The organism is Streptomyces sp. NPDC030862, from assembly GCF_055571835.1.
Genome location: NZ_JBVIEN010000008.1, coordinates 319,883 through 346,220, shown reverse-complemented (window position 1 = coordinate 346,220; position 26,338 = coordinate 319,883). Strand labels below are relative to the sequence as shown.

Annotated in this window: 28 protein-coding genes; 20 read left to right on the top strand and 8 right to left on the bottom strand. The window is 70.6% G+C overall.

The genetic code is table 11. From position 1 onward, the window contains the following. Position 1 precedes the first annotated feature (1 nt). The gene (locus ACZ42X_RS23175) at positions 2-886 is read right to left on the bottom strand and encodes a LysR family transcriptional regulator (protein ID WP_468293182.1); all 885 of its coding nucleotides are present in this window, start codon (positions 884-886) and stop codon (positions 2-4) included. A gap of 113 nt (positions 887-999) precedes the next feature. On the opposite strand from ACZ42X_RS23175, the gene ACZ42X_RS23170 reads away from it, so the two are divergent. From ACZ42X_RS23170 to thpD, 5 genes are all read left to right on the top strand, one after another. Then, positions 1,000-1,443, top strand: coding sequence for a cupin domain-containing protein (locus ACZ42X_RS23170; RefSeq protein ID WP_468293179.1), 444 nt, complete (start codon positions 1,000-1,002; stop codon positions 1,441-1,443). Positions 1,444-1,675: 232 nt separating this feature from the next. Further along, positions 1,676-2,203, top strand: coding sequence for a diaminobutyrate acetyltransferase (gene ectA, locus ACZ42X_RS23165; RefSeq protein WP_468293176.1), 528 nt, complete (start codon positions 1,676-1,678; stop codon positions 2,201-2,203). Positions 2,204-2,238: 35 nt separating this feature from the next. Then, positions 2,239-3,507 (top strand): diaminobutyrate--2-oxoglutarate transaminase, encoded by a 1,269-nt coding sequence (gene ectB, locus ACZ42X_RS23160; protein WP_468293173.1) that lies wholly within the window; start codon positions 2,239-2,241, stop codon positions 3,505-3,507. 43 nt (positions 3,508-3,550) lie between these two features. Next, positions 3,551-3,949: an ectoine synthase gene (locus ACZ42X_RS23155; protein ID WP_355360336.1), complete on the top strand. Its 399-nt coding sequence runs from the start codon at positions 3,551-3,553 to the stop codon at positions 3,947-3,949. A 4-nt stretch (positions 3,950-3,953) separates the two neighbouring features. After that, positions 3,954-4,826: an ectoine hydroxylase gene (gene thpD, locus ACZ42X_RS23150; protein WP_468293169.1), complete on the top strand. Its 873-nt coding sequence runs from the start codon at positions 3,954-3,956 to the stop codon at positions 4,824-4,826. 109 nt (positions 4,827-4,935) lie between these two features. On the opposite strand, the gene ACZ42X_RS23145 is transcribed toward thpD, so the two are convergent. After that, positions 4,936-5,901 carry an oxidoreductase gene (locus ACZ42X_RS23145; RefSeq protein ID WP_468293166.1) on the bottom strand — a complete coding sequence of 322 codons (966 nt, stop codon included), beginning with the start codon at positions 5,899-5,901 and terminating at the stop codon, positions 4,936-4,938. On the opposite strand from ACZ42X_RS23145, the gene ACZ42X_RS23140 reads away from it, so the two are divergent. Beyond that, entirely contained in the window at positions 5,846-6,379 is a 534-nt protein-coding gene (locus ACZ42X_RS23140) for a MarR family winged helix-turn-helix transcriptional regulator (protein ID WP_468293163.1), read from the top strand. The genes ACZ42X_RS23145 and ACZ42X_RS23140 overlap by 56 nt on opposite strands. Here the strand turns inward: ACZ42X_RS23140 and ACZ42X_RS23135 are convergent. Beyond that, positions 6,304-7,386 (bottom strand): aminotransferase class V-fold PLP-dependent enzyme, encoded by a 1,083-nt coding sequence (locus ACZ42X_RS23135; RefSeq protein ID WP_468293160.1) that lies wholly within the window; start codon positions 7,384-7,386, stop codon positions 6,304-6,306. The two genes, ACZ42X_RS23140 and ACZ42X_RS23135, sit on opposite strands and share 76 nt — an antisense overlap. A 70-nt stretch (positions 7,387-7,456) precedes the next feature. Beyond that, a complete protein-coding gene (locus tag ACZ42X_RS23130; RefSeq protein WP_468293158.1) occupies positions 7,457-8,179 on the bottom strand; it encodes a DsbA family oxidoreductase in 723 nt (240 codons plus the stop codon). A gap of 304 nt (positions 8,180-8,483) precedes the next feature. Between ACZ42X_RS23130 and ACZ42X_RS23125 the strand changes: the two genes are divergently transcribed. The 3 genes from ACZ42X_RS23125 to ACZ42X_RS23115 all read left to right on the top strand — a co-directional run bounded on the left by ACZ42X_RS23125 (position 8,484) and on the right by ACZ42X_RS23115 (position 11,542). Further along, positions 8,484-10,166, top strand: a complete 1,683-nt coding sequence (locus tag ACZ42X_RS23125) for a recombinase family protein (RefSeq protein ID WP_468293155.1) — start codon at positions 8,484-8,486, stop codon at positions 10,164-10,166. A gap of 629 nt (positions 10,167-10,795) precedes the next feature. Further along, positions 10,796-11,032 (top strand): hypothetical protein, encoded by a 237-nt coding sequence (locus ACZ42X_RS23120; RefSeq protein ID WP_468293152.1) that lies wholly within the window; start codon positions 10,796-10,798, stop codon positions 11,030-11,032. Positions 11,033-11,035: 3 nt separating this feature from the next. Next, on the top strand, positions 11,036-11,542 hold the full coding sequence (locus ACZ42X_RS23115) for a hypothetical protein (RefSeq protein ID WP_468293149.1): 507 nt from the start codon (positions 11,036-11,038) through the stop codon (positions 11,540-11,542). A 521-nt stretch (positions 11,543-12,063) separates the two neighbouring features. Here ACZ42X_RS23115 and ACZ42X_RS23110 read toward each other — a convergent pair. Then, positions 12,064-12,492 (bottom strand): hypothetical protein, encoded by a 429-nt coding sequence (locus ACZ42X_RS23110; RefSeq protein WP_468293146.1) that lies wholly within the window; start codon positions 12,490-12,492, stop codon positions 12,064-12,066. Positions 12,493-12,587: 95 nt separating this feature from the next. Here ACZ42X_RS23110 and ACZ42X_RS23105 point away from each other — a divergent pair, with 95 nt between their 5' ends. Then, positions 12,588-12,881 (top strand): HNH endonuclease signature motif containing protein, encoded by a 294-nt coding sequence (locus ACZ42X_RS23105; protein WP_468293143.1) that lies wholly within the window; start codon positions 12,588-12,590, stop codon positions 12,879-12,881. Between the two features lie 758 nt (positions 12,882-13,639). On the opposite strand, the gene ACZ42X_RS23100 is transcribed toward ACZ42X_RS23105, so the two are convergent. Beyond that, entirely contained in the window at positions 13,640-14,986 is a 1,347-nt protein-coding gene (locus tag ACZ42X_RS23100; protein WP_468293140.1) for a tetratricopeptide repeat protein, read from the bottom strand. Positions 14,987-15,133: 147 nt separating this feature from the next. On the opposite strand from ACZ42X_RS23100, the gene ACZ42X_RS23095 reads away from it, so the two are divergent. From ACZ42X_RS23095 to ACZ42X_RS23070, 6 genes are all read left to right on the top strand, one after another. Continuing rightward, complete coding sequence (locus ACZ42X_RS23095) at positions 15,134-15,310, top strand: hypothetical protein (RefSeq protein ID WP_468293137.1); 177 nt, start codon at positions 15,134-15,136, stop codon at positions 15,308-15,310. Positions 15,311-15,560: 250 nt separating this feature from the next. Beyond that, positions 15,561-15,812, top strand: a complete 252-nt coding sequence (locus ACZ42X_RS23090; protein WP_356691648.1) for a hypothetical protein — start codon at positions 15,561-15,563, stop codon at positions 15,810-15,812. A gap of 173 nt (positions 15,813-15,985) precedes the next feature. Further along, complete coding sequence (locus tag ACZ42X_RS23085; RefSeq protein ID WP_468293134.1) at positions 15,986-16,429, top strand: glycine-rich domain-containing protein; 444 nt, start codon at positions 15,986-15,988, stop codon at positions 16,427-16,429. Between the two features lie 82 nt (positions 16,430-16,511). Then, the gene (locus ACZ42X_RS23080) at positions 16,512-17,348 is read left to right on the top strand and encodes a protein kinase domain-containing protein (protein ID WP_468293131.1); all 837 of its coding nucleotides are present in this window, start codon (positions 16,512-16,514) and stop codon (positions 17,346-17,348) included. Between the two features lie 428 nt (positions 17,349-17,776). After that, positions 17,777-18,295: a GNAT family N-acetyltransferase gene (locus ACZ42X_RS23075; protein ID WP_468293445.1), complete on the top strand. Its 519-nt coding sequence runs from the start codon at positions 17,777-17,779 to the stop codon at positions 18,293-18,295. A gap of 62 nt (positions 18,296-18,357) precedes the next feature. Continuing rightward, positions 18,358-18,954, top strand: a complete 597-nt coding sequence (locus tag ACZ42X_RS23070) for a hypothetical protein (protein ID WP_468293128.1) — start codon at positions 18,358-18,360, stop codon at positions 18,952-18,954. Positions 18,955-18,958: 4 nt separating this feature from the next. On the opposite strand, the gene ACZ42X_RS23065 is transcribed toward ACZ42X_RS23070, so the two are convergent. Then, positions 18,959-19,963: a GlxA family transcriptional regulator gene (locus ACZ42X_RS23065; RefSeq protein ID WP_468293125.1), complete on the bottom strand. Its 1,005-nt coding sequence runs from the start codon at positions 19,961-19,963 to the stop codon at positions 18,959-18,961. Between the two features lie 71 nt (positions 19,964-20,034). On the opposite strand from ACZ42X_RS23065, the gene ACZ42X_RS23060 reads away from it, so the two are divergent. Further along, a complete protein-coding gene (locus ACZ42X_RS23060; protein ID WP_468293122.1) occupies positions 20,035-21,576 on the top strand; it encodes an MFS transporter in 1,542 nt (513 codons plus the stop codon). Here the strand turns inward: ACZ42X_RS23060 and ACZ42X_RS23055 are convergent. Beyond that, positions 21,480-23,009, bottom strand: a complete 1,530-nt coding sequence (locus ACZ42X_RS23055; protein WP_468293119.1) for an aldehyde dehydrogenase (NADP(+)) — start codon at positions 23,007-23,009, stop codon at positions 21,480-21,482. The two genes, ACZ42X_RS23060 and ACZ42X_RS23055, sit on opposite strands and share 97 nt — an antisense overlap. Positions 23,010-23,119: 110 nt before the next feature. Here ACZ42X_RS23055 and ACZ42X_RS23050 point away from each other — a divergent pair, with 110 nt between their 5' ends. The 3 genes from ACZ42X_RS23050 to ACZ42X_RS23040 all read left to right on the top strand — a co-directional run bounded on the left by ACZ42X_RS23050 (position 23,120) and on the right by ACZ42X_RS23040 (position 26,330). Continuing rightward, the gene (locus ACZ42X_RS23050; protein WP_468293116.1) at positions 23,120-23,890 is read left to right on the top strand and encodes an IclR family transcriptional regulator; all 771 of its coding nucleotides are present in this window, start codon (positions 23,120-23,122) and stop codon (positions 23,888-23,890) included. A gap of 113 nt (positions 23,891-24,003) precedes the next feature. After that, positions 24,004-25,002 (top strand): hypothetical protein, encoded by a 999-nt coding sequence (locus ACZ42X_RS23045; RefSeq protein WP_468293113.1) that lies wholly within the window; start codon positions 24,004-24,006, stop codon positions 25,000-25,002. 68 nt (positions 25,003-25,070) lie between these two features. Then, complete coding sequence (locus ACZ42X_RS23040; RefSeq protein ID WP_468293442.1) at positions 25,071-26,330, top strand: sensor histidine kinase; 1,260 nt, start codon at positions 25,071-25,073, stop codon at positions 26,328-26,330. Positions 26,331-26,338 lie beyond the last annotated feature (8 nt).

Sequence of the window (26,338 nt, the reverse complement as noted above, 5' to 3'; positions counted from 1 at the left end):
GTTATGGGATGGGGCGGGCTGGGGCAGCTCCGGCCGTCAGGGCCTCCAGGAGCGCCTGGAGCGCCGGGGACGGCGGGCCCGGTGGGGTGGCCAGGGAGATGGGGACCGTGAGGGCCGGGAGCGCGCGGAAGACCACGCGGGTGGTCGGGGGAAGGCTGCCCACCGGGTAGAACACCGTCCACGACGGCTCCGGGCCGGACGCCAGGTCGGTGAGGGTGTCCTGGAGCGTGGTGAACGGCGGCCCCGGCGTCACCCGGGGAAGCGCGGACGTGACCAGGTCGTGGAAGGCCGGGTTCGCGGCCCGGGGCGCCAGCCGCAGGGGCAGGTGCGCGAGGGAGTCGAGGCTCAGCGCGTCGGCGGCCGCGAGCGGGTGCGTGGCGGGGAGCGCCGCGATCAGCGGGTCGGACCACAGCGGGTGCAGCGCGACGCCCTCGGCCTGGCGCACGGTGCGGACGAGCGCGGCGTCGAAGATGCCGGAGCGCACGGCCGCGAGCCGGGCCTCCTGCGGCGCGCGCTCCAGGCGGACGCGGAGCCCCGGGCGGCGGGCGGCCAGCGTGTCGAGCGCCCGGTAGACGCGGTCGGCGAACGCGCGGGTGGTGCCGAGCCGGATCAGGCCCTCCGTCCCGGCGGCGACCCCGGCCGCCGTGCGCCGGACCCGCTCGGCCGCGGCCAGCGCGGCGCGGGCTTCGGGCAGCAGCCGCTCACCGGCGGAGGTGAGGCGTACGTGCCGGGTGGAGCGGTCGAAGAGCCGCAGGCCGAGCTCCCGCTCCAGGCGGGCGATCTGCTGGCTCACCGAGGCCTGGACGATGTGCAGCCGCTCGGCGGCCCGGCCGAATCCGAGCTCCTCGGCGACCGCGACGAAGTACTCCAGCTGACGCAGTTCCACCCTGGTCCCCCCACCCATCACCTTTGATGATCACTGTGCTGGTCAACCGCTTCTTGGTCACGTCTTCTTCCCGCCATGTACTGGAACCCGGACGTACGGAGAAGGGAGCGGGAATGACTCAGACGGTGGTGTGGGAGCGCGCGGCGGAGACGGTGGAGCTGCCCTCGGGGGCGGTGTTCCGGCTGCTGGTGGACGGCGGCGCGGCGGGGGTGAACCGGCTGACGCTGCCGGCCGGGGCCGATGGCGCGAAGCCGCACCGGCACCTGCGGTCGACGGAGCTCCTCTACGTGCTGGGCGGCTCGCTGGAGGTGCTGCTCGACGCGGAGGTGAGGACCGTCACGGCGGGCGACCTCGTGGTGGTGCCGCCGGGGCTGACGCACGCGTTCCGCGCGGCGCCGGACCGGGGGGCGGACCTGCTGGCGGTGCTGACGCCGGGAGTGGAGCGGTTCGGGTACTTCCGGGCGCTGGGGCGGATCGCGCGCGGCGAGGACCGCTGGGAGAGCCTGCTGCCCAGGCAAAGGGAATACGACGTCCATTTTGCGGGGGGAAATTGGTAAGTTATTCGGAGGGTAGCTTCCCGCATTCTTCTGCCCGGTTTCCGAAAGGTTAAACAAGCTGATTTCCGGGTCGTGATCAAGGTGTGACCGAGTCCACAAGGTGTCTGATTTGCGGCGGTAATAGCAGGTCAAAAGGGGCGAGGCCGCACCCGCGCGGATAACATATGAGGTGCGGCCAGCCAACCCCCCGCGGCCATGCATTTTCAGAATTTGCTGGGTAAGTTGCATTCGCATGACCGCCGCGCAAGCAGATGTTGCACGTGCCCGACACGAATTCCTGGAAGTCGACGCTCCCCGTGTCGAGGACGGAGCCGCGATATGGCGCATAGCCCGCGACTCCAAGGTCCTCGACCTCAACTCCTCGTACAGCTACCTGCTGTGGTGCCGGGACTTCGCCGGCACCTCCCTGGTGGCGCGCGGGGCGGACGGTGAGCCGATCGCCTTCGTCACCGGCTACATCCGGCCCGAGCGGCCGGGGACCCTCGTCGTCTGGCAGGTCGCCGTCGACCACGCCCACCGCGGTCGTGGCCTGGCCGGTGTCCTGCTGGACGCGCTGACCACGCGCCTCGCCGGGCGCGGGGTCCACACCGTCGAGACGACGATCACCCCGGACAACACCGCGTCCGAGCGGCTCTTCACCTCGTACGCCGAGCGCCGGGGCGCCTCCGTGGAGCGCGAGGTCCTCTTCGACGGGGGACTGTTCCCGGAGGGCACGCACCTGCCCGAGGTGCTCTACCGCATCAGCCCGATCGCCGCCTGAGACCCGAGACCCCCACCCTTTCCGAGGAGACCGTCGTGACCATCACCCCGCCCGCCCTCAGCGTCTTCGAAACCCTGGAATCCGAGGTACGCAGCTACTGCCGCGGCTGGCCCGCCGTCTTCGACCGCGCCCAGGGCGCCCGCCTCACGGACGAGGACGGGCACACGTACCTGGACTTCTTCGCCGGGGCCGGCTCACTCAACTACGGCCACAACAACCCCGTGCTGAAACGGGCGCTCCTCGACTATCTGGAGCGTGACGGCATCACCCACGGCCTCGACATGGCGACCACGGCCAAGCGCGCCTTCCTGGAGTCGTTCCAGAACGTGGTGCTGCGGCCGCGCGACCTGCCGTACAAGGTGATGTTCCCGGGCCCGACCGGGACGAACGCCGTCGAGGCGGCGCTGAAGCTGGCCCGCAAGGTGAAGGGCCGCGAGTCGATCGTGTCGTTCACCAACGCCTTCCACGGCATGTCGCTCGGTTCGCTGGCCGTGACCGGCAACGCCTTCAAGCGGGCCGGTGCCGGCATCCCGCTGGTGCACGGCACGCCCATGCCGTTCGACAACTACCTCGACGGGCGGGTCCCGGACTTCCTGTGGTTCGAGCGGCTGCTGGAGGATCAGGGGTCGGGTCTGAACAAGCCGGCCGCCGTGATCGTGGAGACCGTGCAGGGCGAGGGCGGCATCAACGTGGCCCGGCCCGAGTGGCTGCGGGCGCTGCGAGCGCTGTGCGACCGCCAGGACATGCTGCTCATCGTCGACGACATCCAGATGGGCTGCGGCCGCACGGGTGCCTTCTTCTCCTTCGAGGAGGCGGGCATCACGCCGGACATCGTCACCCTGTCGAAGTCGATCAGCGGGTACGGGCTGCCCATGTCGCTCTGCCTCTTCCTGCCGGAGCTCGACGTCTGGGGCCCGGGCGAGCACAACGGCACCTTCCGCGGGAACAACCCGGCCTTCGTCACCGCCACCGCCGCGCTGGACACGTACTGGGCCGACGGCCAGATGGAGAAGCAGACCATCACGCGCGGCGAGCAGGTCGAGCAGGCACTGCTGACGATCTGCGACGAGAACTCCGCCCACGGCGCCCACTACCGGGGCCGCGGCCTGGTCTGGGGCATGGAGTTCGCCGACAAGGAGCGGGCGGGCCGGGTCTGCAAGCGCGCCTTCGAGCTCGGGCTGCTGCTGGAGACCTCGGGGCCGCGGAGCGAGGTGGTCAAGCTGCTGCCGCCGCTGACCATCACGCCCGACGAGCTCGACGAGGGGCTGCGCACGCTGGCCCGCGCCGTCCGCGAAACCGCCTGAACGCCCCCCGCACCCCGCACCCCCACACGAAAGGAACGGCGAGTTGATCGTCCGCTCACTGAAGGACATCGAGAACACCGACCGCCACGTGAAGGCCGCGTCCGGCACCTGGGAGAGCAAACGCATCGTGCTCGCCAAGGAGAAGGTCGGCTTCTCCCTGCACGAGACCGTGCTGTACGCCGGGACCGAGACGTCGATGTGGTACGCGAACCACATCGAGGCCGTCCTGTGCGTCGAGGGCGAGGCCGAGCTGACCGACCACGAGACGGGCGAGACGCACTGGATCGAGCCGGGCACCATGTACCTGCTCGACGGCCATGAGCGGCACACCCTGCGCCCCAAGACCGACTTCCGGTGCGTGTGCGTCTTCAACCCTCCCGTCACCGGACGGGAGGACCACGACGAGAACGGCGTCTATCCGCTGCTGACCGAGGAGGGCTGACACCATGACGATGACCGCTGTGCAGGACCTGTACCCCACCCGGGGCGCCTCCGAGGTGATGACGCCGCGCCAGGACCCGGTGGTGTGGGGCACCGTGACCCCGGAGCTCCGGTCGTACGAGCGGGACGGCTTCCTCGCGGTCGACCAGCTGATCACGGACGACGAGGTCTCCGTCTACCGCGCGGAGCTGGAGCGGCTGATCGCCGATCCCGCCGTGCGCGCCGACGAGCGCTCCATCGTCGAGCCGAAGTCCCAGGACGTACGGTCGGTGTTCGAGGTTCACAAGATCAGCGAGGTGTTCGCGGGTCTCGTGCGCGACGAGCGCGTGGTGGGGCGGGCGCGGGAGATCCTCGGCTCGGACGTGTACGTCCACCAGTCGCGGATCAACGTGAAGCCGGGCTTCGGCGCCTCGGGCTTCTACTGGCACTCGGACTTCGAGACCTGGCACGCGGAGGACGGGCTGCCGCGGATGCGGACGGTGTCCGTGTCGATCGCGCTGACCGAGAACTACGACACCAACGGCGGCCTGATGATCATGCCGGGGTCGCACAAGACGTTCCTCGGCTGCGCGGGTGCCACGCCGAAGGACAACTACAAGAAGTCGCTGCAGATGCAGGACGCGGGCACGCCGTCGGACGAGGCGCTGACCAAGTTCGCGGACGCGCACGGCATCCGGCTGTTCACGGGCCGGGCGGGGTCGGCGACCTGGTTCGACTGCAACTGCATGCACGGCTCGGGCGACAACATCACGCCGTACCCGCGCAGCAACGTCTTCATCGTCTTCAACAGCGTGGAGAACGCCGCGGTGGAGCCGTTCGCGGCGCCGGTGCGCCGGCCGGAGTTCATCGGCGCGCGGGACTTCACACCGGTGCGGTGACGCCGGTGCGGTGAAGCCGGGGTGGTGACGCCGACGGGCTGATGCCGGTACGGCGTACGGCGTACGGGAAGGGGCGGGACCGCCGGGCGGTCCCGCCCCTCCGTGGGTCTCAGGCGGTCAGCGCCGGATAGTCGGTGTAGCCGCGGTGGTCGCCGACGTAGAAGGTGGACGCGTCCGGGGTGTTGTACGGGCCGCCCGCCTTCAGCCGGGCCGGCAGGTCCGGGTTGGCGATGAACAGCGCCCCGAAGGCGAGGACGTCGGCCGTGCCGTCCTCGATCAGCGCGAGGTCGGCGGCGCTGGTCGGACCGTCGGTCAGCGGGTTCAGCACGAAGGTGCCGGAGAACCGCTTGCGCAGCGCCCACGTGGTCTCACGGCTCGCCGGGCTGCTCTCCAGCACGTGCAGGTAGGCGATGCCCACCGGCTCGACGGCCTGCAGCAGCGCCGCGTACGTGGGCTCCGGCTCGGGCTCGTCGATGTCGTTGAAGGTGTTGCCGGGCGAGACGCGCAGACCCGTGCGCTCGGGGCCGATCTCGGCGGCGACGGCCTTGACGACCTCGACCGCGAAGCGGATGCGGTTCTCGACGGAACCGCCCCACGCGTCGGTGCGGCGGTTGCTGCCGGGGGCGAGGAACTGGTGGATGAGGTAGCCGTTGGCGCCGTGCAGCTCGACGCCGTCGAAGCCGGCGTCCACGGCGTTGCGGGCGGCGGCGGCGAAGTCGGCGATGGTGGCGTGCACCTCGGCGTCGGACAGCTCGCGCGGGGTGACGAAGTCCTTGAGGCCCTCGGGGGTGAAGATCTGCCCCTTGGGGGCGATGGCGGAGGGGGCGACCGGGTGCAGGTCGCCGGGGTGGTCGGCCAGGACGACCGGGTGACCGATGCGGCCGGCGTGCATGAGCTGGGCGAAGATCCGGCCGCCCTTGGCGTGGACGGCGTCGGTGACCTCGCGCCAGGCGGCGACCTGCTCGGCGCTGTGCAGGCCGGGGGTGTTCGGGTAGGCCTGGCCGACCGGGGAGGGCTGGATGCCCTCGGTGATGATCAGGCCGGCCGCCGCGCGCGGTGGCCCGGTCAGCCACACCCTCTCCCGGGTGGCCCGGCTGCACCGGATCGCCGCGGGCCGCCTCCTGAAGGCGGCCGGGATCTACCCGGGCCAGGAGTTCGTGATGATGTGCCTGTGGGAGAGGGGCCCGGTGCGCCAGTCGGAGCTGATCAAGGCGGTGGACCTGGACCCGTCGACCGTCACCAAGATGCTCCAGCGCCTGGAGCACGCCGGGTTCGTCCGCCGCTCCCCCGACCCGGCCGACCGGCGCGCGGTGCTCGTCGAGGCGACCGACTCCAGCTGCGCGCTGCTCGCCGAGGTGTCCGCCGCCTGGAGCGACCTGGAGGAGCACACCCTCGCCGGGCTGGACCCGCGCGAGCGGGCCGAGCTCGTCCGGCTGCTGGGGAAGGTCGAGGCCAATCTGTGCCGGGAGGCGGGGGACTACTGCCCGGCCCCGGGGACTCGGGACGCGGAGAGCACGTCCAGCACCCGGTCGACGTCGGCGGCCGAGTTGTAGAGGTGGAAGGACACCCGGAGGTTGCCGGCGCGGGCGGAGACGATGACGCCCGCGCGCGCCAGCTCCGGCTGCCGCCCGCCGAGGCCCGGCACCGCCACGACGGCCGAGCCGTCGCGACCGGCCGGGACCGGCTCGTGGCCGAGGTCCGCGAGCCCGGCCCGGCAACGCGCGGCGAGCGCCGTGGCGTGGGCGTGGACCGCCTCGATACCGGTCTCCTCCAGCACGGCCAGAGACCGCTCGGCGCCGTAGTACGCGAGGAAGGACTGCGGCTCGTCGTAGCGCCGCGCCGTCGGGGCGAGCCGCTCGACGGGTCCGTACGTGCTGGTCCACGGGTCCTCGCCGGCGACCCAGCTCGCGTGGGCCGGCACCAGGGACTCCTGGGCCTCCTCGCTCACCGTCAGGAAGGACGCGCCGCGCGGGCAGAGCAGGAACTTGTAGCCGCCGGCGACGGTGTAGTCGTACGCACCCGCCTCCAGCGGCAGCCAGCCCGCCGCCTGCGACGCGTCCAGGAGCGTGCGGGCGCCGTGCGCGGCCGCCGCCTCCCGCACGGCCGCGAGGTCGGCGACCCGCCCGTCCGCGGACTGCACGGCCGAGAAGGCGACGAGCGCGGTCCCCGGCCGTACCGCGCCGGCCAGCTCCTCCAGGGGCACGAACCGCGCCTTGAGGTCGCCGCGCACCGTGAACGGCGTGATGACCGAGCTGAAGTCGCCCTCCACGAAGAGCACTTCGGCGCCCGCCGGCAGCGACTGCGCGATCAGCGCGACGTGCACGGCGACCGATCCCCCGAGGGCCACCCGGTCCGCCGCCACGCCGACGAGCCGTGCGTAACGCCGCCGCGCGCCGTCCACCACCTCGAAGCTGCCGGGCCCGTCCGGCCGCCCGGCGGCGTTCTGCTCGGCGAGCGCCTTGACGGCGTCGACGGCCCGGCGGGGCAGCAGCCCGGAGGTGGAGGTGTTCAGATACGTCTGCGCGGGCGCGAACTCGGCGCCTCCGAGTGGGGTTTCCATGCCCCCACCCTCACCGCCGACCTGATCTCTCGTCAATTGCGTATGTTTGCGCGCTCCCTCATAGCATTACTTATGGACGGCTCGGAGCCTCCGCCTCGCACGCGCCGTCGACACCGCACGCCGCCGCGCCCTCGTCGTCCCCGGCGGGGCCGAGCGGCTGAAGGGCGCGCCCCTGCCAGGCCTGCTCCAGGGCGCGGGTGAACACCTCGGCGGGCTGGCCGCCGGAGACGCCGTAGCGGCGGTCGAGCACGAAGAAGGGGACGCCCGTCGCCCCGAGCCGGGCGGCTTCCTCCTCGTCGGCGCGCACGTCGTCGGCGTACGCCGTCGCGTCCGCCAGCACCTCGCGGACCTCCTCCTCCGCGAGGCCCGCCTCGACGCCGAGCCGCGCGAGGGACTCGAGGTCGTACACGGAGCCCTCGCCCGCGAAGTTGGCCCGGTAGGCGAGGTCGAGCAGCTCGCTCTGGCGGCCGCGGGCCTTGGCGAGGTGGAGGAGGCGGTGGATGTCGAAGGTGCTGCCGGCCATCCGCCCGGCCGTGTCGTACGGCAGCCCCTCACCGCGCGCCGTGGCGGCCACCTGCTCCTCCATCGCCGCGGCCTCCTCGCGGCTGCGGCCGTACTTCCTCATCAGCATGCCGACGACCGGCTCGACGTCACCCTTGGCGCGGTGCGGGTCGAGCTCGAAGGAGCGGTGCACGACCTCGATCTCCTCCCGGTGCGCGAAGGCCGCGAGCCCCTTCTCGAAGCGCGCCTTGCCGACGTAGCACCAGGGGCAGGCGTGGACGAGCGGAGCCATACCACGCTTGACCTGCGGAAACGTGCTTGCTGGAATCTCTTGGCCCCCACAGAGACCAGGAAGGAATTTCCCGCTCTCTACAGGGAGTGAGAGGAACTTGCTGGCTCCACAGGGGAGTGACGGGAACTCACTGGTCCCCACAACGGACTGGGAGGGACTTGCCGCTCTCTATGCGTAACGGGAATTCCTTGCTCCTTACATAACAGTGAGGGGCCGCGCGGGGGCGCCAGGGAACTTCCTGCCCCCTACAGCAGGTACGCCCACCACAGGTCAGGAGGTGGTCACCTTCGGCGAACGGATGACCATGGAACGCGAAGACCTCCCCACACTGCGCGCTCTCGGATTCGAAGATGACGAGCTTCGAGAGCTGGGGTTGTGGGAGCCCGCCACAGGCGACCCCATCGACCTGGTGGAGCTGTACTTGCGGCGGAGTAAGAAGAAGGACACTCTTGCCGCACTTCGGCAGCAGGTCCGAGAAATGTGCTACCACACGCGTAGCGAAAACAAGCAGGTTCGGCACGTATGGTTTGAGCAGCGAAGCGCAAGCAAAGCAAGCGTTCGCCGAGAAGAGTTCGAGAAAGCCACCGCTGCCGTGGTAGCGGGCCTCTCAAAGACACTGTCGGTCTATAAGACTAGCCGCCTCTCGCGACGTGGAATGGGACAGGTCGGCCTCCTGCTTGACGAGTTCGACACCAGGAAGGCCCGCATATACGTCGTGGGCGAGCGCATCGACTCATCCAAGTCTCGTATGGTTCTGGCCATTCTCTCTGAGCAAGCCAGAGAGCAAGCGGCAGATATCTCGCAGTTCGCGAAACTGAGCGTCCTCGCGAACAAAATGGAAGGAAAGTGGAACGGAGGAGTTGCACCGTACGGACTCCACTCCCCCAAAGGATCAGGGAAACTCTTCCATCTTCCGAAGGAATACCCGACCGCCCGGCGCATCGCCGTTTATCTGCTCAACCGCCTCACCCCGGCATGGATAGCTAACAAGCTGAACAGCGAGGGTCTACGGACCCGGCATGGGCGCAAGTGGACGGATTCGGGGATCATCAGCCTTGCCCATTCCGTCGCGTGGGCCGGCCTGGTCCCCAACCGCGAAAAGATGCGCGACGAACATGGCAACGAGCTGGACAAGTACCACCGTGGCGGAACTCCGCTGTTGGACAAGAACGGGCATCCCATTTCGTGCGGGCAGGGAGTCGTCACGTTCGCCGAGCACGTCAAGATCAATCAGATCCTTGCGGAACGCGCCCAGCCTGGAACCTCCATCGGCGATCGTTCACGCGGGAAGCGCGAAATCGTCGCCATCCTGACCGACATTCTGAGGTGTGGCCATTGCAAGGGGCCGATGGAAAACGGAGGAGTGAACTACCGCTGCCAAGCACGCCAACGAGAAGGAGCCTCCTCCTGTGAGGGGATGTCTACGGACCGAGCGCGAATCGACCGTGCCGTATCCGGCTTGTGGGAGACACACATACTCAGCCTCTCCCCGGAATCCGACGTGATCCACGCAATCGCACGGAAGTGGCTGGACTACAAGGATCCTGCGAAGGAGAAGCGAAAGCAGGAGGTGACGGCAGCACTGGAAAACGCATCGTCACGGGAACTCAAGCTCCAGAAAGAGTACTTCCTCGGCGGAGGTATGGATGAGTCACGCTATGAAGCGCTTCGCGGAGAGCTCTCAGCCCAGATTGCAGCGATGAAATCGGAGTTGAAGGAACTGACAAAGGATGCCGACCTCAGCACTCTCATGGAACCGAAGGCGTTGGCTCATCTTTGGGAAAACGCCGGGCCAAGCGGCCAGCGGGCACTATTGCGGGCGGCGATGAAGAAGATAGTTCTTAGCCCGCCGAAGGGGCGCGGGGACCGCACACCGATCGACGAACGACTCTCCATCTCATGGATCGACACAGCGACGAATGAGAAGCCGCTAGACGCCGCACTCGCTCATGTCGAGAAGACACGCGCCGCGCGCACGGCTGCCTAGTCAACTCAGCTACCCGATCGAGCCCCGGGGACGACGTCGTCCGCCGGGGCTCTCTGCTGCCCAGCGAGGGAGTCGACTACGAAACACCCAAGACCTACTACAGTTTCTTGTTTTCTCTAGAAAAACTAAGAGAAATATAGAAACTGTAGCCCCGTCATCGACTTATATAACGACCCTAGGGGGTTGCGCGTGGGCTACTACGCCCCGGAGAACCATCTGCACAACTGCGGACACTGCGGCCGCCGATTGGCCGGGCGACAAGAGCGCTACTGCTCCACCGCTTGCCGCCATGCCACCTATCGAGCCGGAAAGAAGCATCGACGGCTCCCCATGAAGACCTGTCCACTGTGCGGGGAACAGTTCCAAGTGACCCGCAGGAAGAAGTTCTGCGACTACGACGACGAAGCAGAGGACGAGTGCCGAGCGGCACAGGATGACCTAGACGATGCCGAGTGGGCAGCTCAGTGGGAACGCGAGAACGCCGCCTGTGCTCACTGCGGGGACCCCGCCGGGTGGAGCGGTCGAGGTCGTCCTCGCCGCTTCTGTTCGTCCCGGTGCAGGCAAGCCGATTACCGAAAGCGCCGCACGGCCGCCGGCCTTTCACCAACCAACCAGGAAGAAGGTTCTCAATGAACGAAAATCTACGACGCGCCGAATTCCTCGACGGACGACGGGACAAGGGTCGGACTCGCGCCGAGGCTTGGAAGTGGGACGCGCACATGGAAGAACTCGCCGCGATGAAGCGGTCTCATCCCGAAATGTTCGACCGGATGAGCCCAACTGCGCTGATGAGCCTTGGCTACTACGAGCAGGACAAGAAGCTGGCCGCGCAGCACGGCCGCGATGTGACCAACGGGGGTAAGTGAGTCATGGCTACCGAGATCGAGAAGGCTGCCGAGCGGGTGGCGAAGCTGCGCGCGCAGGCGGAGAAGCTGTCCGGCCCGCTCGCTGATGCACAGGCTCAGTTGGACGCTGCGCGGGAGGCGGAAGCGTCTCGCCGGGCCGAGCGACAGGAAGCTTACGACCGCAAGGTGGTCGACACGTGGATGGAGCGGGCACAGCAAGCGGTCGACTCCGGCACTGACCCCCATAAGCGGTTCATGGAGGCTCTTGCCGCAGAGCCGTGGTTCGCGGCGTACGTCGAGTACAGGGCGGCACGCTACAAGCGTGGCCACGTACTCACCGACGCTCAGCGCGCACAGACAGCGCTGCGTGAGGTCATGACGGTGCCCGAGCCCCGTTTGTACGATGTCGCGATTCTGGACGAGATCCAGCGGGCCGTGGAAACCCACGCGGCAGCGCTGGGCGCCGAGTTCGCTGCTGAACTGAGCGCCGAGCGCGAAGCCTACGTTGCAGGGAGCAACGATGGCCGTTGACGCGCTGGACCCCGGGCCGAACGAGGACTACCCGTACTTCCCTCGCGATGCGCAGGGACGGCCGCTCTGGTCCGACTCGGACACCGCCGGGGAGGGTGGCACTGTGATGCCCCGCGGTGCCCGGCCCAAGCGCGACCCGGCAAACCCTGACCGGCTCGTGATCGTGGATGTCACGCCACGCCTGCCGAACGGATCTGCCATCGAACCGCCGACCATCCCGCCGAAGGGAACGGCCCCCGCATAACTCAGGGGTCGTGAGGCAGAGCGCGGGGGACTGCACCGCCCATGAGTAACCGGCTCGTCCGCGAGTCGCCGAAAGGGGTTGTAAGCGCGTGCAGTCCCCCACCGTGTCCGGACCGGCCCCGCCGGCGAGGACGACCAAACCCACCCGACCCAATCGGTAGAGGTGCGCGGTACCGGTCCCGGCTCGGGGATATCGGCCGCAGCGTTCCGGGTTCCAGTCCCAGGGTGGCCTGCGCGGGTCACATGAGGGGGCGCCGACTGGTCACACGGTACGTGGTTCAGCCCACTCGTCCGCTGATGATGTTGGCGGCTACTCCCACGGCCACGTCTCGCGCGAACGTGCGAAGCGCGTCGGCTGTCCTGCGAAGCCGCCCTTGCTGTTCTGGATCTGAGGACTCGTTTGCCGCTGCCTCCATTCCCTGGATCAGGGCATCAATAGCGCCCTCAGCACTGGGCCACTGCCCAACGATTCGTCTGGCTTCGCCTGAAACGCTATCAGCGGCCCAATTGATCTTACTTCCACCCCTGGCTCGGGTAATGTACCCTGCGCCTTCCAAGGCATCGAAGGCACTTACCACGTCATCAGTTTGCAGGTTCAGTTCTTCTGCGGTCTCTGCCACGTACACGAAGTCGACTTCGGGCTTATCCAGTGCCTTTACAATGTGATCCAAAACGGGGAAGTCGCGGTTTGCCCACGTGTTTTCCATACGACTCATATTAGGGCCGTAGCTGCACTCCTCCCTTGGCGACATGCTGGGAAATAGGTGCTGACCGGGGGTGTGCGTCGGGAGGCTTGCCACCCATGCGGGACGCTGCGAGCTGCACCAGGGGCGGGCTTCGGGCCCTGCTCGGCGTGCTCGCGGTCTGTGCTTGCCGCTGTGCACCCTCGGGGGCCACTCGGTGTGCCCGTTGCAGCTCTCCCGTCCTCGACGACGGTGTAGACGTCGACTATGTACGACCGCTCACCCACGGTGGTGAGGGAAAAGACGTAGACCTTCAGCCGTTGCGCCGCGAGTGCCACCGAGGGAAGACGGACGAGGACTTCGGGGCTACTGCTGTGCCCACCACGTCCCCGCTGCCCCGATGGCTGTGGTGATCAAGGCTACGAGCCATCGGGGGATGCGCTGGATAGTCAAGTACAGACCGCCAACGCGCAGTTCGAAATGTGGGCGCTCGGCTATGTCACTCGTTTGCTTCATATGCCCAGGACAGCACGGGTTTTCCGTACCGCCAACCTTGTTCCACGCACCTTACGCCGAATGGTGGGGATCGACTTCCGGGCCTGTGGAAAGCAGGGCACGGACGACCTCCCGCCCGCTCGCCCCCTTTGGATTAGAGGTGCCCTATGCCCCCCTTGCTCGGTACCCGGGTGCCCCGAGTTGACCGCTCGCGGTGGCCGCTGTGAGGCTCACGAGCGTGAGGCGAACGCACTGCGGCAGACACCGGGACGAGCGCGTACGGGCGACGGTGGCCGAACATCCGACGCCGCTACCTGTACGCACATCCGTGGTGCGTGCTGTGCAGCAAGCCGGCGACCGGGGCTGACCACTTCCCCGACTCGCGTCGCTCGCTGGTCGCACGGGGCGTGTCCGATCCGGACGCGTGGCATCGGCTTCGTCCGCTGTGCACGTCGTGCCACAACCGCGAGACCGCGAAGCACCAGCCCGGCGGATGGGCTGCCGAGCGTGTCCGTCCTCGCCGCTCGTGACCCTGCACCAGGCAGGGACCCCCTCCCAGAGCCCTGGGAGCACGGCAGGGAGGCAAAAAACTTGCATGGCTAGTTAAAGCATTTTTGCGGAAAGAGCCCCGCCCTTACCGCCCCGTGAGGGGAGGCGAGGGCGGGGCCATTCGCGTTCACCGTGGGAGCAATCTTGCCGGGGTTACCGGTCGAGCTCGCTCGTAAAGGTCACGCACTGCATGATTCTTAAGGAACGGGCGAATTCGACTGTGCATGGTCTGGATCCGCTCGTCCGCACGCCCAGATTGGAGACTGGGGTAATCCTCCAAGGCGAGAGCCCACGTCTGGCACGCTGCTTCAAGGTGACCTAGTTCTAGCTGCCTCTCGGCAAGGGTGCAACGATGCCGGACCCTGGCACGGCGGTAGACGCTCTGCCGCATCCGGTCCGACTGTTCCATAGCTTCGATTGATCCGGCGATGTCTCCGAGCTCGTATCGGACTTGGCTCATGTGGTACAGCAGCGACGACGGGTCGTAGGAACCAAAAGCCTTGGACTGCGACTCCGCCTTTTCCATGGCGACTTCGGCTTCCCGCAGGTAACGCTGCGCCTGGACACGAGCCCCCGTCTGCGCTGCCGCATGGGCTTGCTGACCCACGAGAAACGCGCGCATTCGCGGGCCGGCTTGCGGTGAGGCAGCCGCGGCAGCGTCCGCGAGACGCATTGCTTGCGCGCCGTGCCCCAAATCGACTGCTTGAACGCTCATCCCTCGTAGGGTGGTGCAGAACGTCAAGTGATCCTCGGACGCTCCGGCGAGTTCAAGGGCCTTTAGGTAATACTTCTGCGCCAGACCATGAAGCCCCTCGTCCACCGCCATATAGCCCGTGAGGTAACAGAGGTCCGAGACCGCACCCATCATCGCTTTGCGGACGGATTCCGGGGCTTCCATCCGCAGATACGGAGCCGCTGTGTTCACCAGGAATGCGGCAGCCATGGGCCGGGCAGTGCGCCCCCCGAACTGGTCGTCAAGCTCAGAGATGCGCTCAGTCATCGCGGAAACGGCCTGGACATCGGCCATCCCAATGCGCTGGACGTCGCCCTTTTGGACAGCTTCCATTCTGCCGACGACATCAGGCCAGTTGGGAATGGTCAGCGCAACAGAGAAGAGGCCGACGCCGAGGATGCTCCGGCGGGACGGGTCCATGTCTTGCCTCCCCAGGTCTAACAGCCCCTCCACCGTACTGGGATGGGCGGGCTGCTGATCGGCGGAAGTCGCGGGGAACCCGGCCTCGCTGTTCGTCACCGGGCGCCGCAGCTTGCGGGCAAGGGCTTCCAGGATGAGCGGGCGCACGTCCTCTTTGGGCATGTGCCCCTTGAGCCACTGATGCACCGAAGGCTCTCGGTATCGGAGGGGCGTCCCTCGCTCCGTCCCTAAGCGGTTGATCTCCTGCGCGAACCGCCGCAGCGTCCACCCGGTTTCCCGGTACAGCCGCTCAAGCCCCGCGTTCGGTTCCGGTTTGCCCACCGGTCCTCAACTCCCCGCGCTGTGAAGCCGCTTAAAGCTCTTAAGTCCTGTCCCTGTTGCAACGGTACCGCTGGGCGTAGTCGCGCGGTTGCCTAGTGCGAGCAGAGATCACCGCAAGGGACGACGCCACAGCGAAGGACCCCGGACATGGATCACAAGCCCGCCCGCGAGACCGAAGACGTGGACGAGTTGGCCGCCCTGATACAGGCGGGCGGGTTCTGGCGACTCGCGCCGGAGTGGGTGCCCCGGAGCGGCTACGTGTCGCCCACGCGGCCCGTACTGCTCCGGGTGCGTGACGGGTTGGAGCGGAAGGGGGCGCCGTGAACACACCTGAGAGCCCGCGCGAGCACCCGCGGGTGTGGGAGCCGGGAGAAGTCGTCCAGGACACGAGAACGGGCCGTGTGGGGCGCGTGATGGGCCACGTCGGCCCGCGTTACCAGCTTCGCCCGCTGAATGGGGGTAGGGAATGGGAAGCCGACCCGGCAGAGATGTCCCCGGCGCGGCAGTCGGACGCGCTTACGGAACGCGTGGCGGAAGCGAATCGGCGCAGCCGCGAGTACGGACCCCGGGCCTGGTGAACCGTCGGCCCAAGCCGTACGGGAACACCGGTCTCGTTGTCGGGCTCAAGGTGTACGAGTCCTCGCACGACATGGTGGGCGTCGTCGCCGGGTTCGCACCCGGCGGGATCGTTCGCCTCATCCGGCCGACTGGCTACGCCTGGTCGTCCCCCTGGACCCGGGTGCGCCCCGCCACCGACCGCGAGAAGCGCCAGCTTGCCGCCCTCGCCAAGCTCCACCGCACGCGCTGTGCGGGGCTCGCCGCGTAGGCGGCCGGCTCACAGCGCAACCCACGAACTCCGCTCTCCTCCCGTGAACTCACACCGGAGGTTCCCCCGTCTTCCGTCCGGGAGGAGAGCGGGCACCACTCCCGTCCGTCGAGTGACGGCAAGGACGGTCGGGTGCAAGTGCAGTACTCCACATCCAACAGGAGGAAACAGCCATGACGGCTACCGCAAATGACCTTCGCACCGGCCGCGCGCTGGTCGACTCGGCGCTGTTCGACAGCATCGCCGAGTTCACCGTGACGCACTTCGGCTACGACCAGGCGAAGGCGGAGCGTGCCACGGATCAGGCGCTCGCGTTCCTCGCCACGGTCGGCACGGCCACGGTGAAGATGGTCCCGAGCGACGACGTGGACGGAGCGCTTCACGCGTTCATCCTGCACACCGCCGACTACCGCGAGTTCTGCCACAAGCACGCGGGCCGCTTCCTGGAGCACAACCCGCGCCCCGGCGGCGGGGGCCGGGTCCTGGAGGAGGTCCAGGCGACGGCCCACGCGCTCAAGGCGAACGGGTTCATGGTCATGGACGACCTGTGGACCGTGAACGGTGAGAACGCTGCGCAGTGCGACTCGGACTGCGGGCGCGACTACCGGGCTGTCTGACCGCCGGTACTCTCCGGCCCGTGAAGTGAGCGGAGCCGACTCCCGACGTTCGGGGGTCGGCTCCGCCGTTGGAGGTGAACGCATGAGTTCCGAAGGACCCTACGAACCGCCCGAGGGCGCGTTGCTGCTCCTGAATCCCGGGAACAAGCGGCTCGTTCTCAACCGGCGGGGGTCCACCGTCTGGGAGGTCAAGACGGACCTTGGCCCGTACGCGGTGAAGGTGGGCTATCCCACCAAGACCCACGCGTGGACCGCACTTGCCCCCGCCCGCGAAGCTGCGATTCTCCGACAGCTCACCCAGGAACGCATCCTCAGCGGGGAATGGGAACGCGGCACATGGAGCGCTCAGCCGTGGCGGAAGGGCGACAGCCTTTACGAGCTATGGGAGCCGCACCGAATCGCGACGGACGCGCCCACACCGGATATCGGCGAAGCACTGTCGTGCGCCGTCGCCCTGGCAGCCATGCACGAGAAGGGTTGGGTCCACGGGGACGTTCAGCCGGCTCACTTCATCATCGGGCGTTCCGCCGGAACGTTCCTGATTGATCTCGCCCTCGCTCAGGGCGTCGGCAAGGTTCCCCGTCGCTATGACTTCCCGTATCGGGGATGTCTCGTCCACTACGAAGCGCCGGAGATCTCCGCGAGCGTCCTGGAGGCGGGCACGGCCACGCCGACGCGGGAAGCCGACGTGTACGCGCTGGGAGCGGCACTGTTCATCAGCGCGACCGGGTGGCGCCACGTCGCCTACCCGGACGACGCACCCCGCGAGGTCCAGCGGCAAGCCATCGTGGCGGGCCCCCACCGACCGGTGAACGTGCCGGGGGTGCTGGGGTCGCTCATCCCTCACATGCTCAGCCGCTCGCCTGCCGACCGGCCGACGAGCGCCGAGGTCTGCGAGACCCTGAGCGCTGCCCTGTAGGACCCTCTACGCCCCGTCCATGCGGTCGCCCTCGGGCCGCGTGGGCGGGGCTTTCGTGCGTTCATCCCCGCAGGTCAACGCCCCTGCGATAACCTGGGGTTCCGTTGGTTCACGCGCAGGCGATGTCGCTCCAGATTTCGACGCGCATCTTGTTCTCTTCCTCCGAGGTCATCACGCGCACCAGGCGGTACGGTGCGGAGGCCACCTCCGCCCAGCACCTGAACGCCCCCGGGTAGCGGCTCATTCCAGGGGAGCGGGCGGTGTGAGCCGGAGCACGCCCCTGCTGCTGCGCCGGGCGGTGGTGATTTTGGCTGGACGACCTGCGGGTCGTCGGCGAGCATGCGTGGGTGACAGATGCAGCCGATGGTGGGGGACCGCCCACGCGGAGCCCGAAGTGCGTACGTTTCGTCGAGCTGTCCGGCGGGGCGATGTCCGCTCTGCTCGACGGTGACCTGTCCGAAGCCGGCAGGGTGGCCGGGGTTCCGCTGACCGAGTACTTCCTGACCGACAGGGCGCGGTGGCTCTGGCGGTTCCGGCTCGACCAGATGGCCGCCGATCCCGGGCGGGCGCGGTGGATGGTGCGACAGGCGGTCGTCGGCGAGGAGGGTCTCGTCGTCGGACATGCCGGGTTCCACGGACCGCCCGACGAGGCCGGCATGGTGGAGATCGGCTACTCCGTCGCTCCCGCATTCCGGCGCCAGGGGTACGCCCGGTCCACGCTGATCGAGTTGCTCCGCCGGGCGGCGGCCGAATCCGCGGTCACGACGGTGCGGGCGACGATCAGTCCCGATAACGTGGCGTCCCTGGCCACGATCGCGGGCTTCGGCTTCGTCGAGGTCGGGGAGCAGTGGGACGAGGAGGACGGTCGTGAACTCGTCTTCGAGGTTCCCGCCCGCCGGGTCCCGCCCGCTTGGTGGGAAGGCTCACGGCATCACGCCGAGCCGTGACCGGGCGTCCGCCCCGTGTGCCTCGAGGGGAAAGGGAGTCGTCCCGCGTGAGATCGACCCGCGTGAGACCGATACGTCTGCTGGGCGCCGCCGGTGCCGTCTGTCTGTCGCTGCTGGCCGCCGGGTGCGGGACCGAGCGCGTCACCGGGGCCGGGGGCGCGGGCGGGTCCGGCGGTGGCGCCGTGGCGAGTCCGTCGTCACCCTCCGCCGGCTCCGAGGGCCCCGCCGCCCGGCACGACCGGCTGTTCCCGGGCCTCGCCACCCGGTGCGCCGGGCTCTCGGCGAGCCCCTCCCCCAGCGCGTCCACGAGCAGGGAGCCGCTCAGCCCCGAGGCGCGGAAGTACGCGGAGAACCACGCCTTCAAGCAGCAGCTTCCGCTCAGCGCCCGGGCCGCGTGCCGGGGACGCGCACATGCCGAGCGCATCGGCGGGGGCGTCGACGGCGTACGCACCGAGGCCGAGCTGCGGGCGGCGCTGGAGACGCTCGGGTACACGGCGGACGACGTGCAGACGTACGGCTCCGGCGCCGGACTCGGCTTCGCGGTGTTCGTGCCCGGCGCCGGGCCCTGCGTCAGCGGCCGGGTGGGGCCGCCGCTCTCCGTCGAGGTGCACGGGCCGTACGTGGAGGGCGGCTGCGTGGAGCCCCGGGGCGGGCACTGACCGGTCACGCTGCCGAGGACGCGGGCGCGCGGTCCCCGGTCGCGAGGTGGCTGAAGGTGGCGCGGTAGGCGCTCGGGGTGAGGCCGGTGCGGCGGACCAGGTGCTTGCGCAGCGAGTCGGCGGTGCCGAGGCCGCAGGCGCGGGCGACCTGGTCCATGGGGAGTTCGGTGGTCTCCAGCAGCTCCTTGGCGCGCTCGATGCGCTGGTGCAGCAGCCACTGCAGCGGGCTGACACCGCTCTCGGCGTGGAAGCGCCGGGTGAGGGTGCGGACGCTGACGCCCGCGTGCCGGGCCAGGTCGGTGAGGGTGAGCGGCCGGTCCAGGTGCCGCATGGCCCAGCCGCGGGTGTCGGCGCAGGTGGCGCCGCGCTCGGGCGGCAGCGGGGTCAGGGTGAACTGGGTCTGGCCGCCCGGGCGCACGGGTGCGACGAGCGCGAGCCGGGCGACCTCGTTGGCGACGGCGGCGCCGTAGTCGGTGCGGATCAGGTGCAGGCACAGGTCGATGCCGGCCGCGTACCCGGACGACGTCGCGACGCCGTCCTCGTCGACGAAGAGCACGTCCCCGCGGAGGTCCACGGCGGGGAACCGCTCGGCGAGCTCGCGCGACAGCCGCCAGTACGTCGTCGCGGCGCGGCCGTCGAGGAGACCGGCGGCCGCGAGGACGAACGCGCCCGAGCAGATGGACGCGATGCGCGTGCCCGCGGCGGCGGCACGCCGGAGCGCGTCCATCACCCGGGGATCGGGGTTCTCGCGGGAGCCGGTGCCCGCGACGATGACGGTGTCCGCGTCCTCCACCGCCTCCAGGCCGCGCGGCACGTACAGGTCGAGGCCGCCGCTGGTGGTGACCGGGCCGGGGTCCGGGGTGCAGATCACCGTCTCGTACCCGGGCCCGTCGTCGAACGCGACGTTCCCGAACAGCATCTCGGGGATGGCGAGGTTGAACATCGACGCGGGCGCCACCGCGATGACGGCGACGCGGAGCGGACGCCGCACAGGCTGGGCGGGCTGCATGGCCAGATCCTCCGGAGGTGTGGCAATCAGGCCGCTACTGTACGGCCGCGAAGATCGCGAAGGTGTACGGCATGGACACGGAAAGCCCCTTCGTACGTACCCTTCCCCCCGCAAGCCCGCCCGCGAGGACCGCGCCCGCGGGGCCCGCACGCGCGCTGGCCGCCGCGCTGCTCGGGTTCGCCCTGATCACCCTCGACACCTCCGTGGTCAATGTCGCCCTGCCCGCCATGGGCGGTGACCTGGGCACCGGGATGACGGGGCTTCAGTGGGTGATGGACGCCTACACGCTGGCGTTCGCCGCGCTGCTGCTGTCCACCGGCGCGCTCGCCGACCGGATCGGCGCGAGCCGGGCGTACGCCTGGGGCGTCGTGGTCTTCACGCTCGCCTCGGCGGCCTGCGGCCTGGCGCCCGGACTGCCGTCGCTCATCGCCGCCCGGGCCGTCCAGGGCCTCGCGGCCGCCGTGATGCTGCCCGCGTCGCTGGCGCTGGTGCGCGAGGCGTACGCCGATCCGGAGCGGCGGGGCCGCGCGGTGTCGCTGTGGGCGGCGGGCGGCACGGTCGCGATGGCCCTCGGGCCGGTCGCGGGAGGGGCGCTGACCAGTGCGTGGAGCTGGCGCTGGATCTTCTTCGTCAATGTGCCGCTGGGACTGCTCGCCCTGGTGCTGCTGCGCCGCGTGGCCCGCTCGCGGCCGCGCCCGGCGCCACTCGACGTACCGGGGCAGCTCACGGCGACGCTGGCACTCGGCGCGCTGACGTTCGCGGCGATCGAGGGCGGGGCCGCGGGCTGGTGGGCGCTGGGGGTCGCGGGGGCGTCGTTCGCGGCGTTCCTGCTGGTCGAGGCGCGGCACCCGCATCCGGTGGTGCCGCTGGGCCTGTTCCGGTCGACCACGGTGGCGGTGTGCGTCGCCGCCGGGTCGGCCGTGAGCGTCGCGTTCTACGGCATCGTCTTCGTCCTCAGCCTGTACTTCCAGCAGGTGCTGCACCTGTCCGCGCTGGCGGCGGGGCTGATGTTCCTGCCGATGACGGGCCTGTTGGCGTTCGTGAACGTGTTCTCCGCGAAGGTCGCCGCCCGCCGGGGCCCGCGCCTGCCGATCGTCACCGGCCAGGTCCTGGCGGTCGTCGGCCTGTCGCTCCTGCTGTACGTGGACGGGTCCACGCCCCTCCCCCTGCTCGCCGTGTCGTTGGTGCCCTTCGCCCTGGGCTGCGGTTTCGCGCTGCCGCCGCTGATCGCCGCCATGATGGAGGCGGTTCCGGCGGAGCGGGCGGGCACGGCGGCCGGGCTGCTGAACGCGGCGCGGCAGACGGCGGGCGGGCTGAGCATCGCGGTGTTCGGCTCGCTGGTCGCGGGTGGGGAGCTCGCCGCCGGTTCCGGCGCCGGTTCCGCGGGCGGCTTCGTGGACGGCATGCGGGTCAGCCTGGTGGTGAGCGCGGCGCTGCTCGCGGTGACCGCGCTGGCGGCCACGCGGCTCGGCCGGCCGGGCTCCGCCGGTGGGCGGTGCCGGCCGGCCGAGCGGCCTCAGCCCTCCCGGCGGCCGTCCACCCGGCGCGGCAGGCCCAGCGGGTTGTCGTCCCGCAGCTCCGGCGGCAGCAGCGCCTCCGGCGTCGACTGGTAGGTGACCGGGCGCAGCCAGCGCTCGATCGCGGTGGCGCCGACGGAGGTGGAGGTCGAGGTGGTGGCCGGGTAGGGCCCGCCGTGGTGCTGGGCGGGGGCGACGGCGACGCCCGTGGGCCAGCCGTTGACGAGCACCCGGCCGGCGAGCGGGGTGAGTTCGGCGAGGATCGCGGCGCCGTCGCCCGCGCCGTCCGCTTCCTCGGAGGAGAGGTGCACGGTGGCGGTGAGGTTGCCGGGGAGCCGCGACAGGACCGAGGTGACCTCGTCGCCGTCCTCGTACCGGGCGACGACCGTGACGGGCCCGAAGCACTCCTCCAGGAGCAGGTCGTGCGGGCCCTCGGCGGCGAGCCGGGCGGCCGGTACGGTCAGGAACCCGGGGCGGACGGTGTGTTCGCCGCCGGCGCCCGGCGTGACGGGCGCCTCCACGTCCGGCAGGGCGGCGCGTTCGGTGACGCCCGCGACGAAGTGGTCGCGCATCCGGTGGTCGAGGAGGACGCCCTCGTCGACCGTGGAGACGGCGTCGGCGAGCGACTTCACCAGGTGGTCGCCGGCCGGGCCGGCCGGGGCGAGCACCAGGCCGGGCTTGACGCAGAACTGCCCGACGCCGAGCGTCATCGACCCGGCGAGCCCGGTGCCGATCTGCTCGGCGCGCTCGGCGGCGGCGGCCTCCGTGACCACGACGGGGTTGAGGGAGCCGAGTTCGCCGTGGAAGGGGATGGGTACGGGACGGGCGGCGGCCGCGTCGAAGAGCGCCCGGCCGCCGCGTACCGAACCGGTGAAGCCGGCCGCCGCGACCAGCGGGTGGCGGACCAGCTCGACGCCCGCCTCGAAGCCGTGGACCAGGCCGACGACCGTTTTCGGGAGGGAGTGCTCGGCGGCGGCGCCGCGCAGCACCTCGGCGGCCAGCTCGGAGGTGGCCGGGTGGTCGGGGTGGGCCTTGACGACGACGGGGCAGCCGGCGGCGAGCGCGCTGGCGGTGTCGCCGCCGGGCACGGAGAAGGCGAAGGGGAAGTTGGAGGCGGAGTACACGGCGACGACGCCCAGCGGCACCTTGTAGCGGCGCAGGTCCGGGACGGGCGGGGTGGCGGTGTCGTCCGGGTGGTCGATGATCACGTCCAGGAAGGCCCCCTCGTCGACGAGGTCCGCGAACGCGCGCAACTGGTAGCGCGTGCGGGCGAGTTCACCGGTGAGGCGGGCGGTGCCGAGCGCGGTCTCGGCGTCGGCGGCGGCGATGAGCCGGTCCTGGGCGGCGTCGAGGCGGTCGGCGGCCGTCCGCAGGAAGGCGGCGCGCACCGTGCGGTCGGCGAGCGAGCCCCGGGCGGCGTGGGCGGCGCGCACGGCGCTGTCGACGTCGGCGGCTGTGGCCTCCACCGCAACCTGCTCCCGTCGCTTCCCGGTGCGGGGGTCGACGCTCCAGACTTGTGCTGCTGACACCACGACGTCCTTTCCACCCTGCGGAGTTGTTCGGTATTCTGAACAGCGTTCCTGATTCTGAATGGGACTCTATTGACGGGCGTGGCGTGTCACAAGAGGGGCGAGGTCGAATGTCGGCTACCGAATCCGGCGGAGCGCAGGTCAAGTCCGCCGTCCGCACGGTGGAACTGCTCGAGTACTTCGCCGGCAGCCCCGGCATGCACTCCCTCGCCGCCGTCCAGGAGGCCGTCGGCTACCCCAAGTCCAGCCTGTACATGCTGCTGCGCACGCTGGTGGAGCTCGGCTGGGTGGAGACCGACGCGACCGGCACGCGCTACGGCATCGGTGTGCGCGCGCTGCTGGTCGGCACGTCGTACATCGACGGCGACGAGGTGGTGGCCGCCGCCCGGCCCACCCTCGACCGGCTCTCCGACGACACCACGGAGACCATCCACCTGGCCCGGCTCGACGGCACCAACGTCGTCTACCTCGCCACCCGCCAGTCCCAGCACTACCTGCGGCCCTTCACCCGGGTCGGGCGCCGGCTGCCGGCCCACTCCACCTCCCTCGGCAAGGCGCTGCTCGCCACCCACAGCGACGAGCAGGTGCGCAAGCTGCTCCCCGAGACGCTGCCCGCCCTCACCGAGCACACCGTCACGGACCGCGAGAAGCTCATCGCGGAGCTGCACGTCATCCGCGAGCAGGGGTACGCCGTGGACCGCGAGGAGAACACGCTCGGCCTGCGCTGCTTCGGCGTCGCCATCCCGTACCGCACCCCGGCGCGTGACGCGATCAGCTGCTCGGTACCGGTGGCCCGGCTGACCCCGGCGCACGAGCAGATGATCAAGGACGCGCTGTTCGACGCCCGCGACCGGCTGACGCTGGCGACCCGGAGGCTCTGACCGGCTCCCTGACCGGCTCCCCCTGGGGGATGGGCCTTTCTCCGCCGTACGGCGGAGGCGGTTCACCGGTGGGCAGGAGGCGTGCGGGGCGGTGCGGCCGGGAGGGTGGAGGCATGACGAAGACCCCACTCCGCACGCCCGCCCCCGCGTCCGACCGCAGGGGCACGCCGCACCGCCCGCGCACCGCCGGCCCCGGTACCGCCCGCCGGGTGCTGCGCGCCCTCGCCGTCGTCTCCTGCGTGCCCTACCTCGGCCTCAAGGCCGCCTGGATGGCCGGGAGCCGCGTCGGCATCCCGGACGGCAGCGTGCTGCTGGAGGACCGGGTCCTGATGGCCGCCGTCAACGGCGTGACGGTGCTGATGGACGGGGCGGTCATCGTGCTGGCGCTGCTGCTGACCCAGGGCTGGGGCCTGCGCGTACGGGCCTGGCTGCTCGCCTTCCCGATGTGGGCGGCGACCGGCCTGCTGGCCCCGATCATGGTCGGCTTCCCGGTCCAGCTGCTGAGCCGGGGGGACTCCGCCCCGGTACCGAAGGAGCCCTTCCTCGACGAGTGGGTCTTCGGGGTGGTGTACAGCGGCTTCATCGTGCAGGGCCTCGCGCTCGGCGCACTGTTCGCGCTCTACGCGCGGGACCGCTGGGGGCGCGTGTGGCGGGCCCCGGCGGCCGGGCCGGCCGCGCCGTGGGCGCGGATCGTCGCGGTGGCCGCGTCGGTGCCGCTGGCGGCGGTGTGCGCGGTGCACCTGATGTGGGCGACCGGCTCGACGGCCGGGCTGTCCGCGCGCCGGATCGCCGAGCGCTCGTCGGACTTCTACGCCCTGGAGGGCGTGCGCGCGCTGTTCGCCGTCGTCGCCGTGGCCGGCGTGCTGGCGCTGGTGTACGGCGCGGGCCGGAGCCGTTCGCGGGCGCCGAAGGTACCGCTGGTCGCGGCGTGGGTCGGGTCGGGCGCGGTCGGCTGCTGGGGCGGGTACCTGCTGCTCACGCTGCTGATGCCGCTGGACGATCCGTCGAACGCGCCCACCGCGCTCATGACGCTGACCTACGCTGGCGAGATGATCACGGGGATCCTGCTCGCCTGCTGCCTGGCCGCCTGCCTCCGGCGGCGTGCCGCGTGACCGGCACGACCGGCACGACCGGCACGACCGGCGTCCGGACCTCGCTCCGGTCCGCGCTCCGATCCGCGCTGCGGGCCGGGCTGCCGGGGCGCCGGGCGCGACTGCGCTGGCTCCACCTCATCCTGGGCGGCGCCCTGTTGATGCCGTACTGGCTCGTGGGCACGGTCGTCGTCGGGCCGTTCGTCGACCCGGCCGGTGGCCTGTTCGGCGCCTCCGTGGCCGCACAGTTCGCGGCGTACGCGGTCGCCTTGCCGCTCGCCGCGGTCACGGCGCTCTTCCCGCTCGCCCGGCCGCTCTCGGTCGCGGCGGCGCGGAGCCTGTGCGGGGTGGCGCCGGAGCGGTACGCGGACGGCCCGGCGAGGTCGTGGGCGGCGCGCCGGCGCACGGCCGGCTGGTTCACGCTCCACGCGGGCCTGGGCGCGCTGGTCAGCGGGGCGACGCTGGCGCTGCCGCCGTTCGCGGTCACGCTGATGCTGCTGCCGTTCTCGGAGTCGCTGCGCGCGTCGGCGGTCGCCTCCTCCTGGTCGCTGGACCAGGCGTGGCTGGTGTGGGGCGGGCCGCCCGCCGGGCTGCTGTCGCTCGTCGCCCTCGTGGCCGCGGCCGCCGGCGCCGGGGCGCTGCTGGCCCGGCAGGCGCCGCGGCTACTGGGGCCGACGCCCGCGGACCGGCTCGCGGCGGCGGAACGGCGCGCCGCCGAGCTGGCCGTACGCAACCGGCTCGCGCGCGAGCTGCACGACTCGGTGGGCCACGCGTTGAGCGCGGTCACGCTCCAGGCCGGGGCGGCGCGCCGGGTCCTGGACGCCGACCCCGCGTTCGTACGGGAGGCGCTGGCCGCGATCGAGGAGACCACGCGGCGCACGGTCGGCGAACTCGACGCCGTACTGGGCTTGTTGCGGCAGGGCGAGGACGACACGGAGGCTTTGCCCGGCCCCCGCCCCGGTCTGGAGGCGCTGGACGGGCTGGTCTCGGCGGCGGGCGTCGCGGTGGCGCTCGCCGTGGAGGGCGGCGCCGATCTCGGCGGCGTACCGGAGCCGGTGTCGCGCGAGGCGTACCGGATCGTGCAGGAGGGGCTGACGAACGCCGCCCGGCATGCCGCCGGGGCGGCGGTGTCGGTGCGCATCGCCGTCACGGAGGAGGAGTTGGAGATCACCATGGAGAATCCGCTGCCCGCCACACCCGCCGTCGCCCGCCCCGGCGGCGGCCACGGCCTGCGGGGCGTCGCCGACCGGGCCCGGCTGCTGGGCGGCCGGGCCGGCGGACATCCCGTCCCGGACAGGGGCGTGTGGCGGCTGTCCGCGCAGCTGCCGCTGACGGGGGCCGGCCGGTGACCGGGCCC

Coding starts and splice junctions, on each gene's coding strand:
- ACZ42X_RS23170 (WP_468293179.1), top strand. CDS start 1,000: ATGACTCAGACGGTGGTGTGGGAGCGCGCGGCGGAGACGGTGGAGCTG.
- ectA (WP_468293176.1), top strand. CDS start 1,676: ATGACCGCCGCGCAAGCAGATGTTGCACGTGCCCGACACGAATTCCTG.
- thpD (WP_468293169.1), top strand. CDS start 3,954: ATGACGATGACCGCTGTGCAGGACCTGTACCCCACCCGGGGCGCCTCC.
- ACZ42X_RS23140 (WP_468293163.1), top strand. CDS start 5,846: ATGCCCTCGGTGATGATCAGGCCGGCCGCCGCGCGCGGTGGCCCGGTC.
- ACZ42X_RS23135 (WP_468293160.1), bottom strand. CDS start 7,386: ATGGAAACCCCACTCGGAGGCGCCGAGTTCGCGCCCGCGCAGACGTAT.
- ACZ42X_RS23130 (WP_468293158.1), bottom strand. CDS start 8,179: ATGGCTCCGCTCGTCCACGCCTGCCCCTGGTGCTACGTCGGCAAGGCG.
- ACZ42X_RS23125 (WP_468293155.1), top strand. CDS start 8,484: ATGGAACGCGAAGACCTCCCCACACTGCGCGCTCTCGGATTCGAAGAT.
- ACZ42X_RS23120 (WP_468293152.1), top strand. CDS start 10,796: ATGAACGAAAATCTACGACGCGCCGAATTCCTCGACGGACGACGGGAC.
- ACZ42X_RS23115 (WP_468293149.1), top strand. CDS start 11,036: ATGGCTACCGAGATCGAGAAGGCTGCCGAGCGGGTGGCGAAGCTGCGC.
- ACZ42X_RS23110 (WP_468293146.1), bottom strand. CDS start 12,492: ATGGAAAACACGTGGGCAAACCGCGACTTCCCCGTTTTGGATCACATT.
- ACZ42X_RS23105 (WP_468293143.1), top strand. CDS start 12,588: ATGCGGGACGCTGCGAGCTGCACCAGGGGCGGGCTTCGGGCCCTGCTC.
- ACZ42X_RS23095 (WP_468293137.1), top strand. CDS start 15,134: ATGGATCACAAGCCCGCCCGCGAGACCGAAGACGTGGACGAGTTGGCC.
- ACZ42X_RS23085 (WP_468293134.1), top strand. CDS start 15,986: ATGACGGCTACCGCAAATGACCTTCGCACCGGCCGCGCGCTGGTCGAC.
- ACZ42X_RS23080 (WP_468293131.1), top strand. CDS start 16,512: ATGAGTTCCGAAGGACCCTACGAACCGCCCGAGGGCGCGTTGCTGCTC.
- ACZ42X_RS23075 (WP_468293445.1), top strand. CDS start 17,777: ATGTCCGCTCTGCTCGACGGTGACCTGTCCGAAGCCGGCAGGGTGGCC.
- ACZ42X_RS23065 (WP_468293125.1), bottom strand. CDS start 19,963: ATGCAGCCCGCCCAGCCTGTGCGGCGTCCGCTCCGCGTCGCCGTCATC.
- ACZ42X_RS23060 (WP_468293122.1), top strand. CDS start 20,035: ATGGACACGGAAAGCCCCTTCGTACGTACCCTTCCCCCCGCAAGCCCG.
- ACZ42X_RS23050 (WP_468293116.1), top strand. CDS start 23,120: ATGTCGGCTACCGAATCCGGCGGAGCGCAGGTCAAGTCCGCCGTCCGC.
- ACZ42X_RS23045 (WP_468293113.1), top strand. CDS start 24,004: ATGACGAAGACCCCACTCCGCACGCCCGCCCCCGCGTCCGACCGCAGG.